A 15,599-nucleotide genomic window follows, 5' to 3' on the forward strand; every position below is an offset into this window, starting at 1 on the left:
CCGACTCTTGTCAACTTATCCTGAGTCACCTCAGCTCAACTTTGGTTTAGCTAGTCTGGACTCATGTTGGAAAACGACTCAACCACCGCCGGCCAGCCCGGCACCACAACGGAAAAGAACACCGCAGACCATGCCCCGTTCACAATCCTTGTGGTGTGCACCGGCAACATCTGCCGCTCCGCGATGGCCCACTACATGCTCCAAGACGCACTCGCCAACGCAGGCATCACCAACGTTCGCGTGGACTCGTGCGGTACATCGGATGAAGAAGCCGGCAACCCAGCCGACCCACGCACCGAACGCATGCTCAACGAACTCGGCCTCACAGCGAAAGGGCACGTAGCCCGCCAACTCAACGACAACGACTGGGCAGCAACCGACCTGTTCCTCGCAGCCGACGTCCGCCACATCGAAACCCTGCGCGCACTCGCCCCTGCGGAAATCAACCGCTCCCGCATCCGCATGCTGCGCTCCTTCGAACCAGGCGCGGCCCACCAAGACGAAAGCAGCCTGCGCATGGCAGACCCCTGGTACGGCGACATCAGCGACTTCGAAATCACGCGCGAGCAAATCACCGCCGCGATCCCGGGAATCATCGAATGGGTACGCGAAGCAAGCCACTGATCATCGCGCTCGACGGCCGTTCAGGGACAGGGAAAACACACCTGAGCTTGCGGTTGGCCGAATGGGCCCGGGACGCAGGGCTACACGGCGAGCGCCATAGCGTCGATGTGCTCCACCTCGACGAGCTCTACCCCGGCTGGGACGGCCTCGCCGCAGGCCTTGAAACCTACACGCAACAGGTCCTGCCCGCTCTCGTGCGCGACGGCAAGGCGATCTGGACACCCTGGAACTGGCACACTTCACGCCACGGTGCGCCCCGCACACTCGGGCCCGCGGACATCATCATCATCGAAGGAGTCGGCGCCGGACATCCCGCCGCACGCCCCTTCCTCGCCGGAACACTCACACTCACACTCGAGACCGCTGCCCGCAAAGAACGCGCACTCGCCCGCGACGGCGCAACCTACGCACCCCACTGGGACACCTGGGCCGCACAAGAAGATCAGCTACCCGCCGCAAGCGACGGCCCCAACGACATCAGCATCAGCGTCAATGAAGGCGACAACGTCGATGTCAGGCACAACGGCAAAGCAGGCGCCAGCGACGTGCTCGCCCAGGCCCGCACCTGGCTCACCGCGCTACTGCACGACTTTAGCTAGCGCGCTTACTGCACGACTGCAGTGAGGCGGGCGACGTTATCCAGCCAGCGTTCGATGCGTGAACGCGAAGCCCACGCTTCTTTCGTGAGTAGCTCCGATTCGGCTTTATACGAATCCATGATCTCGTTGAGAGAGGCCACACATTCACTGCCCAGCGTCAACACGGTGATCTCGTTGTTGAGACTGAAGGAGCGCATGTCCATGTTGGAGGAACCGAACACACCCACCGTGTCATCGACCGTGACGCACTTGGAGTGCAGGACATCCGGTGACGGGTACCGGTAAATCTCCACGCCCGCCTCCAACAGGGTGTCGTAGTAGGACTGTTGCGCGTGGTTGGTGATCCTGTTATCGCCCTCGCGGCACAGATACAGTTCCACATCCACCCCGGCTTGTGCGGCAGTCGTCAACGCATATAGCAGCGAATCGTCCGGAACCAGGTACGGGGTAGTGATGCGCACCTGCCGTCTGGCGTTATAGATGAGCGTGTTGAACATGCGCAGATTGTTCTCCTGCGGATAGCCCGGCCCAGAAGGGATCATCTGCGCGAGCGTGTCCGCGGGACGGTCGTGTTCGGCGAACTGGAGCTGATCGAACACTTTCTTACCGGATTCGAGATACCAGTCTGTAGCAAAGATGAGGTCGAGGTGGTCCACCATCGGGCCTTCGATGCGGGCCATCATGTCGATCCATTCACGCCCCTTTCGGTGCGCGGAACGGCGCAGGTAACTTGGTTCGATCAGGTTGATCGAACCGGTCATGCCCACCCGGCCATCGACCACCAGGATCTTGCGGTGGTTACGTAGGTCCGGGCGGCGCCAACGCCACTTAGACGGCGCGATAGGCAGCATGCGGTACCACTCGATGCCTGCCTCAGTGAGGCGTTCCTTCATCTTCCGGTAACCGGGCAAGCGCCAGCTGCCGATCTGATCGAAGAGGAAACGCACCTTGACCCCGCGAGCGGCAGCCCGCTCGAGCGCTTGGAACACCGGCTCGGTGTATTCCTGATCAATACCGGCGATATAGAACTCGACGTGCACGTAGTCGTTGGCGGAGTCGATGTCCTCGGCCATCGTCTTCAGGATGTTCTTATAGTCGGCGTCGAAGCGGAACCGGTTACCGCCAGCCAGCGGGTAGCCGGTCAGGTTCTGGTTAAGTTCGGAAACACTCGTGACCCAGCGCGGGAAATGGCCGGGAACTCTATCGAGCGGGTCCGGGCCGACCGCCGTCATGATCTCCCGGTTGACGGCCTCTTGGCGTTCACGCCGCGGCCTGTTGAGCCGGTGCGAACCGAACAGCAAGAAAACAATCAGGCCGACGTAGGGCAACAGGAAGATCGCAAGCAGCCACGCCATCGCGGTGGTGGGGCGGCGGCCCCCAGGCACAATACCGAGCATCGCGATACGGATCAGCAAGTCCACCGTGAGCAACGTGTACGTGAGCCACTCAGGCCAATTCGCTGGCAAAAGCCAGATATCGCCCATCCGGGAGTCCTCTCGCGTTCGTTCCCTGTCGTCGCCGCATCAACCGGCCCGCATGTGAGCCGCCTCAATAAATACCGATACGTGTAACTCTATCTGTGAACGCGCTGTACACCGGTACGCTGAGACAATAATCCTTTGTGGCGGCCTACACGCGGAGGGCTCATGAGCCAGCAGAAGAAGCCGAATTCGATGGTCGCGGTGTGGATCGAGCCCTGTACCGCAACTGTGCCAGAGCCAGCAGCCTCCGATGCGCCGGCGGCTATCGATGCGGGCGCGGGTTGGTCTGTTCGTTGCGTTGATCCTGCGGCGGGCTGGCTGCGGCTTGACGATGCGGGCGTGACCCGCGGTGACGGCGTATTCGAGACATTGCTGTACCGGCGCGGCAGGATCCGGTCTGTGATCGAACATTTGGCGCGGATGGAGCGCTCGGCAGCGGCGCTTGCTCTCGAGATTCCGCCGGCCGCAGTGTGGGAGCGCGCAATCGCGTTGGGCCTGGATGCGTTCTTAGGTCAGGATGCGGATGGCGAACCCGAGGCGTCCATCCGTTGCGTCGCAACCCGCGGAGCTCCTGGCACAGGCCCCGCGTGTTTTGTGACCCTCTCCCCCGTCCCTGCGAGGGATCCGGACCCGAAACCGATCAAGGTTCTGACCCTTGATCGCGGATACGATTCGGGCGCGGCACAGCGCGCCCCGTGGCTGCTGTTGGGCGCTAAGACGCTGTCTTATGCGGTCAACGTCGCCGCGTTGACGTACGCGAAGAAGCACGGCGCCGATGACGCGATCTTCGTGACCAGCGACGGTCTCATCCTCGACGGCTTGACCGCCTCCGTGGTCGCTTCGTATCGCTCTGGCGAAGGCTCCGGGCAGATTGTTGTGCGTACACCGAGCGTCGAGGCTGGCGGCTTGGCGGGTACGACGGTCGCGGCGGTTTCTGAGGCCGCCCGCGCCCTCGGCTGGGAGGTCGTTGCGGTTCCGATGCGGCCTGCCGACCTGCTCACGGCGGATGCGTTGTGGCTTGCGAGCTCGGTCAAGATGCTACGCCCGGTCTCGCATGTGGATGGGGTTGAAGTCGGTGTGGATGCGCAATTACATCGGATTCTTTCCCACGCGCTCGAACAAACGCTGTAGTGTGGAACCCGTGAATGCTTTGAACAAGATTTTCGCGTCCATCTTTTCGCTCGTTGCGGGAATCGTGGGTTCCCGTGTTCTGGAGAACGTATGGGCCCAGGTCACTGGTGCCGACGCTCCAACGAAGAAGAACAAGGAAGCCCGCGAAGAAGCCTCCGCTACCCGCGTTGCCCTGTTTGCGGCGATCTCCGCTGGCATGATGGCTTTGATCCAGACCTCGATCGAGCAGGGCTCTAAGAAGGCCGCCAAGCGCTCTAAAGACAACCCGGAAGAAATCTAAACCCTCCCGGACAAACATAAACTGCTCCCCATGAGTTGGGCTGTGTCAACAGCGCCCAACTCATGGGGAGCAGTGCTCGTATCAGCGAAACCGCCGAGGCCCCAATACGTGTACGGAACGCCTAATTCGTCAGCAGTGACATCGACGCGAGGCCACTCAATATTGCTCTAGCGCTGTCAGTTGTGGCGGTCATATCCGCCTCGTGATCACTGCTCAACTCACTGATCACTGCCCTAGTGATGGCCGTCGACTTCCGCCTGGACAGCCGTCGGGTGGTGCAACGCTTCACCTCGCGGCGTGCGGTGGTCTTCCGCGTCCTCGGCGGCCTTCACCACGGCCTCAAGGTCGTCCTCGATCAGCGTCGCCCGCTTCAGATGCTTAGAACGGTACGCGGCACGCCCCACCATATGAGCCGAGACCGGGTTGGTCAGAAGCATCATGAGCCAGATCAACGCCAAAACCGGGATCCACTGCCACACCGTGGTTTTGATCGCTACCGCAAGCAGCATCATCAACAGCCCCAAAACCTGCGGTTTAGCCGCCGAGTGCATACGGGAGAGCACGTCAGGGAACGTGAGCATACCGATCGCCGCAGACAAGCTCATGAGGCTGCCGCCGATCATCAAGACCGCGGCGACGATGTCCCAAAACAGCATCCAGTTCACGCCGAATCACCCCGCTCAGCCGGCGCCTGCGCTGCCGGAGCCTGCGCTGCGCCCGGCGTCGCGTCCCCGGCGGCGTCCGTGCCCGTTCCTTCAACGGGCATCTGAGTCGCAGCAGAAGAGGCCGTGACGCGGGCGACCGTCACCGAACCTAAGAAGCCGATCACCGATGCCAAGAAGACCATCGGCAACGAAGAGAAATCACTCGATACTGCCATCCAAATCAACAGGCCGCACGAGATAATCACCAGCAAAACATCCGAGGCGATAATCCGGTCCAGAAGCGAAGGCCCCCGCACAATACGCACCACCGTCAAGATGGCGGCCAAACCCAATATGACCGCAGCCACCATCGCGGCCCAGCCGAACCAACCGTATTCAGTCCACCACATCATCGGGCGTCACCTCCCTTACCGCGCTGAGCATCGACCGCGGCATCAACCGAATGCCAGCCATCAGCTTCACGACGCGCAGCGACCAGCTCACGCGCCACACGTAGCTCCTCTTTACGCAACAGATCCAGCTCCGCGCGCGAACCCATCACATAGATCAGCCGTCGCTCGATCTCCAGGACATCGGCCCGGAACCTGTTCGCGTCTTCCGTGTTCCTGATCCCCAGAACATGCAGGTACAGCGTCCCGTGGCGGCGATCAACATCAACCACGAGTGAGCCCGGGATCAGCGAAGCCACATGTCCCACCGCGGTCATCAGCAAGTCGTCACGGGTACGCAACGGAACCTCAACCACGGCGTTCGTGACGTCCTTGCCCTGCCTCCAGGAAACCCACGTGACCTGGAGCGAACCAGAGACAATCTGTCCCACAAACCAGCCGAGGAACGCCAACCCACGCACCGGCGAGAAACGGCCCGAAAGCACCACCGGCGGCAAACGGAACACGCGCACGATCAGTAGCGAGAGCGCCAACCCGAACAGTATGTTCGCCAACGCGAAGGACTGCCACAGGATGCACCACAGCACCACGAGCCACACCAGCAGGGGTAGCTCAACCAGGAGGCGGCGCGTCACTTTCCCGAAACGCTTCACTTGCCTGCACCACCTTCACCGGATGGGTTGGATACCCCGGATGACTTGGATACCCCACTCGGGTTCTCCAGCGTGCGCCGTTCACCATCTGTTGGGCCGCCGCGTTCCGGTTCCGCGCGGTTCGAGGCCTCGTACACGGCCACGCGGTACTCCTTGCCCTCGACCATCGCGGCTGATGCTTTGTCAGTCAGCTGGAACAGTGGGCCCGCGAAGATCGTCAAAGACAACGATGCGCACACCAGCGCCGCTGTCGAACCGACCATGATGCCTGGCAGGACCTTGACATCGCCGCGGTCTGAATAACGGGAATCCGGGAACTGGGCTACCGCCTCGTAGGTGCGTACGCGGCGGAACTTCTTGTTCATCGCCTCAAGCAGCATCGGGTCCGCGTCCTCAGCGTCCTCGGCACGCCGCCAGAACGCACGGTTCCATACGCGAGCCACCGCGACCAGCGTCAGCAAGCTCGTCAGCAGCGAGGCCGCGATGTTGACCCACGCCATCGCCGTACCGTCCTCGACACCTCCGATAACCAAGCCGACCTTCCCGATGAAGCCTGAGAACGGCGGGATACCGGCAAGGTTCATGGCTGGGATGAAATACAGGACCGCCAAGAACGGAGCGAGCTTAGCGAGCGAACCCAGCCTCTCGATGTTCGAGGTGCCGCCGCGCCGCTCAATCAACCCCACAACCATGAACAGCGAAGTCTGAACCAAAATATGGTGCGCCACATAATAGATCGCGGCAGCGTAACCGGTCTGCGTGCCCAGTGCGATGCCGAAAACCATGTAGCCGATGTGGCTGGTGAGCGTAAACGAAAGCATACGTTTGATCTCGGTCTGGACCAGCGCACCCAGAATTCCGACGATCATCGTCAGCACCGCGACCCACATCAGAAGAGCCGAAAGATCGTTGTCCCGGAACAGCAGCGTCTCGGTACGCACAATCGCGTACACGCCCACCTTGGTGAGCAAGCCCGCGAACACCGCCGTGACCGGCGCCGGAGCGGTCGGATACGAGTCCGGCAGCCAGAAACTCAGCGGGAACACCGCCGCCTTGACACCGAACGCGATCAAAACCATCAGATGCAGCAACGTTTGGGTTGTCGGACCGAGCTGAGCGATCTTATCCGAAACATCCGCCATCGAAACCGTGCCCGTCGCCGCATAGATCACACCGATCGAAATCAGGAACAGCATCGAAGACACAACCGAAACAACCACATAGGTTGTGCCGGCGCGGACACGCTCAGCCGAGCCACCCAGCGTGATCAACACGTAGGAGGCCGTCAGGAAAATCTCGAAACCCACATACAGGTTGAACAAGTCACCTGCGATAAACGCGTTCGAGACACCCGCAACCAAGAACATGTAGGTCGGATAGAAAACCGAGATCGGTCCATCACCGTTCTGGTCCGTGTACCCCTGCCCCGTCGCATAAATCAGCACCGCAAGCGAAACCACATTCGAGACCACCAGCATCAATGCCGCGAACTCGTCCACTACGAGCGTGATACCAAACGGTGGAGCCCAGCCACCCATCGTGACCGCGGCAGCACCCAACGAATAAGACCGCAACAGCAACACGAAACCGATCAGCAACGCAAGCGACAGCGTTGTGATCGAAACAAACCGTTGAGCACGCGGAGAACGCTGAAACACGAACGTCAACCCTGCACCCAGGATCGGCAGCACAACCACCAGCGGAGTCAGCGAAACAACATCGAAAGGCAACGCATCCCAATTCATCAGCGCTCACCCTTCTCTTGCTCTTCGCGTTCAGCTTCCCGCGCCTTCTCGGTCATATATTCATCAACAACCCTGCGTGCCTCCGCACGCGTCCGAGCAGCCTGCGCCGGTGTGCAGTTCTCAGGGTCCTCCCCCAAGCCGCCATCGTCATCGGAATCAACTTCATCCTGGGTAGCGAACTCGGAGTCCTCAACGGGCATCTCGCCGTCTTCCTCAGGGTCGTGCACAATGCCTTCCTGCGAAACACGCACGTCTTCGGCGTCAGCCTGGATCTCATCGGCACGCGAAAGCCACCACGAACGGTAGATCATGCCCAGCAAGAACGCCGTGACAGCGAACGAAATCACAATCGCGGTGAGGATCATCGCTTGCGGGAGCGGATCCGAATAATCCTCCGCAGGCACTTCTCCACCCACAATCGGGGCCAAGCCGCCCGGCCCACCGGCCGTCAGAATCAAAACATTGACGCCATTGCCCAACAAGAGCGTGCCCAACAAAACTCGGGTCAGTGTGCGTTCAAGCATCAGATAGATGCCCGCGGAGACCAACACCGCGACCATCAACAGCATCGTCACATCGATCGTCATCGACTCACCTCCGGGCTTGCCCCGGTTCCTTCAGCTGTGTCATCGCTGAGGCTGCCTCGCATCATGTTTTGGCCGCGGACCGCTTGCCCCTCGAAGCCCACCAACGCTTGTTTCGCCTCATGTACGTGATGAATTTCCGCGTCCAAGCGCACATCAAGCTCCGAACCGAGGGATTCCAGCACATCCAGAACCAGGCCCACCACAATGAGGTACACACCGATGTCGAAGACCGTTGAGGTCACAAAGTGGTGTTCCCCGAAGAACGTGAAGTCGATGACCGCGGATTGGAAGATCTGCCCGCCAAAGAACAGCGGCACAACACCGGCGATGACCGCGAGCGTCAAACCCGTGCCGAGGAGCGCGCCCGGACCCACACGGATCGCTTCAGCAAGCTCAACACGGCCCCCAGCGAGGTAACGCAGCACGAGCGCAAGGCCTGCCAGCAACCCGCCTGCGAAGCCACCGCCTGGCGAATTGTGACCCGCGAACAGCAGATAGATCGAAAACAGAACGAACGCGTGGAAGATCAGGCGGGTAATGACCTCAATAATGATCGAGCGGCGCTCCGGGGCGAGCGTCCGGCCAGCCACAAGCCACGCCGAGGAGGAATCCGGACGTTCATCATCGAGGAACACGCTCGCGACACGCTGACGCACCGGCGAGGCATACACTGTGCCGATCGAACCGGTAGCCACGCTACCGACCCTCGTCCTATCCGCGCCGCGCGCCACTACGAAAATCAGCGATGCAACACCGGTTGCCGCGATCGCGAGCACCGTGATCTCACCGAAGGTATCCCACGCACGAATATCAACGAGCGTCACGTTCACGATGTTGTGGCCATGCCCGCCACCGACTGCCAGCTGTGGATACTTCAACGAGATCGGGTCCGCGGTCCGAGCCGCCATCGCGAGCCCTCCGGCAACCGCAGTGAACACGCCGAACGCGACCGCAACCAGAAGCTGCATGCTGCGGCGTCTCCGCGGGCGAGCCTGCCACACCGAAGCCGGCAAAACACGCAAAGCGAGCAGGAACACGATCAACACGATCGTCTCAACCAAAAGCTGAGTCACAGCCAGGTCCGGTGCGCCGTGGAACGCGAACAAAGCAACCATGCCCGAGCCGGTCAGCGAAACCATGAGCACGCCCATGAAACGCCGCCGCGAACGCATCGCGGCGACCGCGCCAACCGCCATCACAACCAGGATCAAGACGTTGACGAGCTTGGTGGTGAACACCAGGGTTGTGGTTTGCTCGCCGCGATCGAAGGAGACGCCTCCGCCGATGAGGACCCCGACGGTCGGCACCAGGAGCGCAGTCACGATGATCACGCCGAGGTAGTAGGACAGCTGGCCGCGTTGCAGCGCCGCTGTTACGCGGTGGGCGGTCCAGTCGATCCCGCTGATGATGTAGCGGTAGGTGCGTTCACCGTCGATGAGCGCCGGTACGCGGGCCTGTAGCTTGGATACAGGTTCCCGGGCGAAGAACATGATCAAACCGAGCGCGACGATCCCTGCGGTGATCGCAAGCTCGATCGTGAACCCGTGCCATAGCTCAAGCGGCGCGGTGTGCGGTTCCGCTTCCGGGAAGACGTTGGCGGCTGGGCTCAGCAGCGCATCGGCAGGCCCTGGGAGGAACCCGAGTGCCGCGCTCGCAAGCGTCAAGACAGCGATGGGCACCGCCATGGTCGGTAGTGTCCAGCTGATCGGGGTCGGCTCAACCCCTGGCTTGGTAGCGAAGGAACCCCACACGAAGCGGGCGGCGTATGCGAAGGTGATGACCGCGCCAATCGCGAACACGAGGGTCACGAAAGTACTCGCGCTGGTTGGCGCATCGATGAGTGCAGCGAGCGCGGTTTCTTTAGCGATGAACCCGAACGTGACAGGAAGCCCAGCCATCGACGCCGCGGAGATCACGGCGCACACGAACAGGACGGGGCGTGCCTTCCACAGCCCGGAGAGGTTCCGTAGATCGCGGGTACCGGTTCCGTGGTCGATCGCACCGACAATGAGGAAGAGCGCGGATTTGAACAGACCGTGCCCGAGCATGAGGGCGAGCCCACCGAGCATCGCTGATGGGGTACCCATCCCGATGACCGCGATGATGAGGCCAAGCTGGGACACGGTCCCGTAGGCGAGGACGAGCTTGATGTCAGTTTGACGCAGTGCGCGCCAGCCACCCAGCAGCAACGTATAGAGACCGAAGCCGACGGTGAGCAGCGTCCAGCCCGGAACGTCCGAGAACCCGGGCGCCAATCGAGCCACTATATAGACGCCGGCTTTGACCATTGCGGCCGCGTGCAGGTAGGCGGAAACCGGGGTTGGAGCGGCCATAGCGCCCGGAAGCCAGAAGTGGAACGGGAACAGTGCGGACTTAGAGATCGCACCAACCAGGATCAGGATGATCGCCGCGGTGACTACAGCGTTGGATGGGGTGATGGGGTTGGGGCCGGTGAGGTCCCCGGTCATCATGAGGATCTCAGAGAGCCGGAAGGTTCCGGCCGTTACTCCGAGCATCACGAGCCCACCGAACATCGCAAGCCCACCAGCGGTGGTCACGATGAGCGCGGTGAGTGCGGAACGGCGTGCTGAGAGCCTCGAGCGGGCGTAACCGATCAGCAGATAGGACAAGATGGTGGTCATCTCCCAGAAAATAAAGAGGGAGATCAAGTCATCTGAGGTCACAAGGCCGAACATCGCGGCCGCGAACGCGGTGAGTTGGGCTGCGAACGGGCCGATCGAGGCGTCTTCAGATTTGAAATAGCGGGCGCAATACAACAACACGAGCGCGCCCACGCCGAGGATCAAAAAGCTCAGAACGGCAGCCAGCGGATCCAAGCGGAAAGCGAATTCCACATCGAACGTAGGAATCCACGTATATTCCTCTTGATGAATAAGATCTTGTCCGACGGTTCCCGGGGCCAGCACCCCCAGTTTTCCGGGCATTCCACGCACAGCCACCACAGTGAGCCACACGAAGCCCGCTGCCGGAACAAGAGCCAAAAGATAGAAGGCATTCCTACCGATCCAGCGCACTAAAAACGGGGCTATAAACGCCGCTAGGAACAGTGCAAGCAGGACCGGAAGCACGGTGTCACCTTACATATAGAAGTGCGTTACACGCCGGGACTGCCCAACCAAACAGTCCACAATGCTCTTTCATTCTACGGAACACCGCCATAGGCTCTTCACATGAACACAAGACCGGCTGCCCCATACACGTATGGCCAGGGGACTAAAAAAAAGGTTTTCACGTGGTCCTTATGGGACTGGGGCGAGGGCGTCACCAACGCCATCATGCTCACGTTTGTGTTCACCGTTTACCTGACATCTTCGGCGTTTGGCGACCCGGATGCCAACGCATCCTCACTTGCGTTAGCGGTCGCGCTCACGGGCGCGGTGATCGCTCTCACGGCACCAGTCTTGGGGCAACGGGCCGACCGCAGCGGTAAACGCAAACACTGGCTTGGCTTCCACACCGCGGTAATTGTGCTCGCGACCGCCGCGTGTTTCTTCATCAAGCCAGACCCTGCATACCTATGGCCGGGTATCTTCCTGATCTGTGTCGCGACGTTCTTCAGCGAGATCGCGAGCGTGAACTATTACGCAATCCTCCCCCAGATCGCACCGAAGGAAAAGATCGGCCGGATCTCCGGCATTGGCTGGGCTTTCGGCTACCTGGGCGGGATCGTATCCCTCGCCGTGGTCTTGTTCGTGTTCGTCCAGCCTGCGACCCCTTGGTTCGGTTCAAACCCCGACGAGGGCTTCAACATCCGCCTGGTCGCTGTATTTTGTGCCGTGTGGATGGCGGTGTTTTGCGCACCGATGTTCTTCACCATCCCGGAGATCCCCGCAACGCCGGGACCTAAAACGAGCTGGCGTGAGTCTTATGTATTACTGTGGCGCAGCGTCAAGGGCTTGTGGCATAGGGACCGACCGACGTTGTGGTTCCTGTTGGCTTCTGCGGTGTACCGGGATGGTTTGGCGACTGTTTTCACGTTCGGCGGGATCATCGCGGGAACGGTGTTCGGGATGAGCACGGCCGAGGTGATCATGTTCGCGCTGGTTGGCAACATGGTCGCGGCAGCTGGCGCGTTCATTGGCGGTTGGCTCGACGACGTTGTGGGCCCGCGCGCGGTGATCATGACTGCGCTGTTCGGGCTGATCGGTGCCGGTCTGGGCGTGTTGTTCGCTCAGCACAGCTGGCAGTTCTGGATTTTCGGGCTCGTCTTGTGCCTCTTGGTGGGCCCCGCGCAGTCCTCTTCCCGCGCGTTGCTCGCCCGCCGTACCACCGAACACACCGCGGGCGAACTCTTTGGTCTCTACGCGACCACGGGCCGCGCCGTCACTTTCCTCGGCCCGGCACTGTTCGGACTCTCAAGCTTCGTTGCGTCGAACATCATGGACAGCGCAGGTGTGACCGGTAGCGCTACCCGCTACGGCATCGTAGGCATCCTTGTGATTTTCGTGGTCGGGATCGTGTTGTTCTCGCTCGTGCCTGGCATCAAACGTGAAGACACCACTGTCCATGAGGACGCATCCGCGCGCGTTGCGAAATAGCCGGCACTAGGCGGCGCTAGGCGGCATGGAAACGCCGCGGGCTGCCTAGTATTCGATGCCGCCTAGTCTTCTATGTTGCCTAGTCTTCGATGCGGGTGCGGTGGAAGTTCAGGTGTGAACGCGAGGCTGTAGGGCCGCGCTGACCCTGGTAGCGGTTGAGGTATGGGCCGGTTCCGTATGCGTGTTCGGCGGGTGAGGAGAGCTGGAAGAAGCACAGCTGCCCCACTTTGGAGCCGGGCCACAGCATGATCGGCAGGGTCGACATGTTGGATAGTTCCAAGGTGACGTGCCCGGAGAAGCCTGGGTCGATGAACCCTGCGGTCGAGTGGGTCAGCAGACCGAGCCTGCCGAGTGAGGATTTACCTTCGAGACGGGCAGCGATATCGCCGGGGAGGGTCACTTTTTCGTACGTGGCGCCCAGCACGAATTCACCGGGGTGCAAGATGAACGGCTCGTCCGCATCAACTCCAACCAGGCGGGTCAGTTCCGCTTGCTCTGTTGAGGGGTCGATGTAGGGGTACTTGTGGTTGTCGAACAACCGGAAGTAGCGGTCCAGGCGCACATCCACGCTGGAAGGCTGGACCATGTCCTCGCCTCGTGGTTCGAGCGCGATCTTACCGGAATCTAGGGCCTTACGAATATCACCATCTGAGAGCAACACAGGCCCAGAATATCGCGTGTGCACGCTCGCCGGCGTGAGGGTTGCATTCCCGCAAGGAATTTCGGAACCTCGGCAGCTGCATCGGCGGCATTAACCGGCGCCCTTTAATCTGACATAGTAAAGAGGTGCGTAGCGGGTGCGGCGTTTCCGACCGAACGCGTTCACGTTGCGCCCATTCAACCGGCACTAAACCAGCACTTAACCAGGAGGATCAGCTCGTGGTAGGCAGGCATGCTGCGGCGTCGACACAGCGCATCCCGCGCTGGGTTATTCCTGCGGGTGCGATGCTGGCTGTTCTCGCGCTGGTCTTGGTGTTCGTTCTCCCCCGCTTCACATCTGGCCCTACCAACGATGCTTCGGGCACCTCAACCGGGGCGTTCAGCGACACGAAGCAGCGGGCCGGAGCGAACGCATCGGGCACTGATAGTGATGGGCGTGGCGCTGACGATGATCGCGGCAGTATCGCAGGGCCGGAGGTCACCGCCCCGGCTTCAGAATCTGAGTCAAAAGAGCGCGAGAAGAAACAGAAGCGTTCAAAGAAGCCGAACGATAAGGACTCGAAAGACTCCGCGGGAGGCAGCCCCGAGATCCCGAGTGACCCCAAGAACATCGAGGTTCTGGCGAATAAGAAGCGCCCCATAGAGCCGTTGACGTACGCGCCGACCGACCTCGTGAGTATCGGTAGCGGGCAGAGCCTGCGTAGCGAGGCGGCGAAGGCGTATAAGAAGATGCGGGACGCCGCGGCGGCCACGGGCGTGAGGTTCCATCCCATCAGCGGTTACAGGTCATACAGCCAGCAGGCGGCCACATATAACCATTGGAAAGCGACATACGGGCAGCAACACGCGGATTCGGTTTCCGCAGCACCCGGCACGAGCGAGCACCAACTAGGGCTGGCCGTGGACGTGACCGATGGGATCTGTAAACTGCGGCGATGCTTCGGCAACACGGAGGCCGGCCAGTGGGTCGCCAAAAACGCGCACAAATATGGTTTCGTGATCCGATACCCGGAAGGTAAAAGCGACATCACCGGCTACTGGCCCGAGCCGTGGCATCTGCGCTACGTAGGGGTGGACCTCGCTAAAGAGCTCACAACGAAAGGGCTAACACTCGAGGAACACTACAAATGGAAGCCTGATAAATAGTGCGTCGTTTGCTCACGGTGGGGTTGAGCTCCGGTAGGTTGGAACTATGAGCACACATGAGCCAGACTCACACGAGAACCAACAGCCTGAGCAGGTAGAACAGCCTGAACAGCTGGATCAGGTGACCCCGGCTGAACAGCCAGTGCAACAAGAAGAAGCCGAGCACGCTGAGGAAGCCGCGCAGACGGAAGAGTCCGTGCCAGCTGAAGCGGCCGCGCAGGTTGAAGATGTTGAGCCGGTTGAGGATGCTGGACTTGCTGAGGACGCTGGGCTTGCTAAGGATGAGGAGCCGGCGGAGCAGCTCGAGGATACTGAGTCTGCCGAGCAGGCTGAACAGTTCCAGGGTGATGAGCACGCTGACGAGACGGAAGCTGCTGAGCCTGAAGACGGTGAGCGTGTTCTGGATGCGAGCGAGCTTGAGCCGTTCAATGACATTGAGCGTGTGATTCTCGAGGGTTCTGAGGGCAAGCTGGCTAGCAACGAGGTGCTCTCCAAGATCGCCGCCGCGAACCTGTTCTTCCTCACCGAGGAAGAGGTTACGGATGAGCAGCAGGAAGTTCAGCCGCTGCTGTTGCAGGGCCCCAACGAGAAGACCGTGCTCGCGGTGTTCACTCACCCTGCCCGTGTTGCCCAGCAGTTTGTTCACATGGCGCCGTACGCGGTCCGCATGCCGGGTTTGCAGGCGTTCCAGCAGGCTGTAGGCGTGGGTATCGCGATCAACCCTGGCCACCCCATCGGGCTCGTGCTGGATGCGGAGTCTGTTGAGAATATCCGCGAGGTCCTCAACAGCTAACCCGCGGCAAGGCTTCTTGTCCTGGCGCCGGCCGTCTTCCTCCACGCTTGAGTTACGGTTGTGGCCGCAACACGTTTTGGAAAACGATGCGTGCCGTGCCAGAATCGGAGAGTTCACCGAGTCAGGTGAACGCACGCGGGTGTAGCTTAATGGTAAAGCTCTTGCTTCCCAAGCAAGCGACGCGGGTTCGATTCCCGTCACCCGCTCCACTTAGACGTCGGATTTGATAAGTACCCTTTTGCGTTAGCGAGTATCGCTTAGGGGGGTGTGAAAAATCGCTTGCGTTA

15 protein-coding genes and 1 tRNA gene are annotated in these 15,599 nt (G+C 60.9%); 8 read left to right on the top strand and 8 right to left on the bottom strand.

The genetic code is table 11. The features are described from left to right. The first annotated feature begins 63 nt into the window (after nt 1–63). Nucleotides 64–624: a low molecular weight protein-tyrosine-phosphatase gene (locus HMPREF3160_RS04385; protein ID WP_083285419.1), complete on the top strand. Its 561-nt coding sequence runs from the start codon at nt 64–66 to the stop codon at nt 622–624. Then, entirely contained in the window at nt 600–1,223 is a 624-nt protein-coding gene (locus tag HMPREF3160_RS04390) for a nucleoside/nucleotide kinase family protein (protein WP_070507261.1), read from the top strand. Before HMPREF3160_RS04385 ends, HMPREF3160_RS04390 begins: the two co-directional genes overlap by 25 nt. A 5-nt stretch (nt 1,224–1,228) precedes the next feature. Here HMPREF3160_RS04390 and cls read toward each other — a convergent pair whose 3' ends face one another. After that, the gene (gene cls, locus HMPREF3160_RS04395) at nt 1,229–2,707 is read right to left on the bottom strand and encodes a cardiolipin synthase (RefSeq protein WP_083285420.1); all 1,479 of its coding nucleotides are present in this window, start codon (nt 2,705–2,707) and stop codon (nt 1,229–1,231) included. Nucleotides 2,708–2,869: 162 nt separating this feature from the next. Between cls and HMPREF3160_RS04400 the strand changes: the two genes are divergently transcribed. Together HMPREF3160_RS04400 and HMPREF3160_RS04405 are read left to right on the top strand one after the other, a co-directional pair. Beyond that, nucleotides 2,870–3,835: an aminotransferase class IV gene (locus HMPREF3160_RS04400; RefSeq protein ID WP_070507263.1), complete on the top strand. Its 966-nt coding sequence runs from the start codon at nt 2,870–2,872 to the stop codon at nt 3,833–3,835. 10 nt (nt 3,836–3,845) lie between these two features. Further along, entirely contained in the window at nt 3,846–4,115 is a 270-nt protein-coding gene (locus tag HMPREF3160_RS04405) for a DUF4235 domain-containing protein (protein WP_070491942.1), read from the top strand. 233 nt (nt 4,116–4,348) lie between these two features. Here HMPREF3160_RS04405 and mnhG read toward each other — a convergent pair whose 3' ends face one another. Genes mnhG through HMPREF3160_RS04435 form a run of 6 tightly spaced genes read right to left on the bottom strand, consistent with a single transcriptional unit; the run spans nt 4,349 to nt 11,243 of the window. Further along, on the bottom strand, nt 4,349–4,771 hold the full coding sequence (gene mnhG, locus HMPREF3160_RS04410; protein WP_052048780.1) for a monovalent cation/H(+) antiporter subunit G: 423 nt from the start codon (nt 4,769–4,771) through the stop codon (nt 4,349–4,351). A 5-nt stretch (nt 4,772–4,776) separates the two neighbouring features. Next, nucleotides 4,777–5,172, bottom strand: coding sequence for an MrpF/PhaF family protein (locus HMPREF3160_RS10300; RefSeq protein ID WP_070507265.1), 396 nt, complete (start codon nt 5,170–5,172; stop codon nt 4,777–4,779). Next, nucleotides 5,169–5,822 carry a Na+/H+ antiporter subunit E gene (locus HMPREF3160_RS04420; RefSeq protein WP_070507267.1) on the bottom strand — a complete coding sequence of 218 codons (654 nt, stop codon included), beginning with the start codon at nt 5,820–5,822 and terminating at the stop codon, nt 5,169–5,171. The genes HMPREF3160_RS10300 and HMPREF3160_RS04420 overlap by 4 nt, the downstream gene beginning before the upstream one ends. Further along, nucleotides 5,819–7,567 carry a Na+/H+ antiporter subunit D gene (locus HMPREF3160_RS04425; RefSeq protein ID WP_070507269.1) on the bottom strand — a complete coding sequence of 583 codons (1,749 nt, stop codon included), beginning with the start codon at nt 7,565–7,567 and terminating at the stop codon, nt 5,819–5,821. Before HMPREF3160_RS04425 ends, HMPREF3160_RS04420 begins: the two co-directional genes overlap by 4 nt. After that, nucleotides 7,567–8,154 carry a Na(+)/H(+) antiporter subunit C gene (locus tag HMPREF3160_RS04430; protein ID WP_070491930.1) on the bottom strand — a complete coding sequence of 196 codons (588 nt, stop codon included), beginning with the start codon at nt 8,152–8,154 and terminating at the stop codon, nt 7,567–7,569. Before HMPREF3160_RS04430 ends, HMPREF3160_RS04425 begins: the two co-directional genes overlap by 1 nt. After that, nucleotides 8,151–11,243 carry a Na+/H+ antiporter subunit A gene (locus HMPREF3160_RS04435; protein WP_070507271.1) on the bottom strand — a complete coding sequence of 1,031 codons (3,093 nt, stop codon included), beginning with the start codon at nt 11,241–11,243 and terminating at the stop codon, nt 8,151–8,153. The genes HMPREF3160_RS04430 and HMPREF3160_RS04435 overlap by 4 nt, the downstream gene beginning before the upstream one ends. Before the next feature lie 102 nt (nt 11,244–11,345). Here HMPREF3160_RS04435 and HMPREF3160_RS04440 point away from each other — a divergent pair, with 102 nt between their 5' ends. Then, entirely contained in the window at nt 11,346–12,713 is a 1,368-nt protein-coding gene (locus tag HMPREF3160_RS04440) for an MFS transporter (protein WP_070507273.1), read from the top strand. Nucleotides 12,714–12,792: 79 nt separating this feature from the next. Here HMPREF3160_RS04440 and dcd read toward each other — a convergent pair whose 3' ends face one another. Continuing rightward, nucleotides 12,793–13,374, bottom strand: coding sequence for a dCTP deaminase (dcd, locus tag HMPREF3160_RS04445; protein ID WP_070507275.1), 582 nt, complete (start codon nt 13,372–13,374; stop codon nt 12,793–12,795). 218 nt (nt 13,375–13,592) lie between these two features. Here dcd and HMPREF3160_RS04450 point away from each other — a divergent pair, with 218 nt between their 5' ends. The 3 genes from HMPREF3160_RS04450 to HMPREF3160_RS04460 all read left to right on the top strand — a co-directional run bounded on the left by HMPREF3160_RS04450 (nt 13,593) and on the right by HMPREF3160_RS04460 (nt 15,521). Further along, the gene (locus HMPREF3160_RS04450) at nt 13,593–14,519 is read left to right on the top strand and encodes a M15 family metallopeptidase (RefSeq protein WP_070491917.1); all 927 of its coding nucleotides are present in this window, start codon (nt 13,593–13,595) and stop codon (nt 14,517–14,519) included. A gap of 46 nt (nt 14,520–14,565) precedes the next feature. Next, a complete protein-coding gene (locus HMPREF3160_RS04455) occupies nt 14,566–15,312 on the top strand; it encodes an SseB family protein (protein WP_070507277.1) in 747 nt (248 codons plus the stop codon). 135 nt (nt 15,313–15,447) lie between these two features. After that, a tRNA-Gly gene (locus tag HMPREF3160_RS04460) sits at nt 15,448–15,521 on the top strand. The last annotated feature ends 78 nt before the right edge of the window (nt 15,522–15,599 follow it).

It is taken from the genome of Arthrobacter sp. HMSC06H05 (genome assembly GCF_001807395.1).
Taxonomy (GTDB): Bacteria; Actinomycetota; Actinomycetes; order Actinomycetales; family Micrococcaceae; genus Pseudoglutamicibacter; species Pseudoglutamicibacter albus.

Bases quoted from the DNA above. Each gene is read 5' to 3' on its own strand.
- HMPREF3160_RS04440 (WP_070507273.1), top strand. From the start codon at position 11,346: ATGAACACAAGACCGGCTGCCCCATACACGTATGGCCAGGGGACTAAA.
- mnhG (WP_052048780.1), bottom strand. From the start codon at position 4,771: ATGCTGTTTTGGGACATCGTCGCCGCGGTCTTGATGATCGGCGGCAGC.
- HMPREF3160_RS04400 (WP_070507263.1), top strand. From the start codon at position 2,870: ATGAGCCAGCAGAAGAAGCCGAATTCGATGGTCGCGGTGTGGATCGAG.
- HMPREF3160_RS04430 (WP_070491930.1), bottom strand. From the start codon at position 8,154: ATGACGATCGATGTGACGATGCTGTTGATGGTCGCGGTGTTGGTCTCC.
- HMPREF3160_RS04425 (WP_070507269.1), bottom strand. From the start codon at position 7,567: ATGAATTGGGATGCGTTGCCTTTCGATGTTGTTTCGCTGACTCCGCTG.
- HMPREF3160_RS04455 (WP_070507277.1), top strand. From the start codon at position 14,566: ATGAGCACACATGAGCCAGACTCACACGAGAACCAACAGCCTGAGCAG.
- HMPREF3160_RS10300 (WP_070507265.1), bottom strand. From the start codon at position 5,172: ATGATGTGGTGGACTGAATACGGTTGGTTCGGCTGGGCCGCGATGGTG.
- HMPREF3160_RS04385 (WP_083285419.1), top strand. From the start codon at position 64: ATGTTGGAAAACGACTCAACCACCGCCGGCCAGCCCGGCACCACAACG.
- HMPREF3160_RS04390 (WP_070507261.1), top strand. From the start codon at position 600: ATGGGTACGCGAAGCAAGCCACTGATCATCGCGCTCGACGGCCGTTCA.
- cls (WP_083285420.1), bottom strand. From the start codon at position 2,707: ATGGGCGATATCTGGCTTTTGCCAGCGAATTGGCCTGAGTGGCTCACG.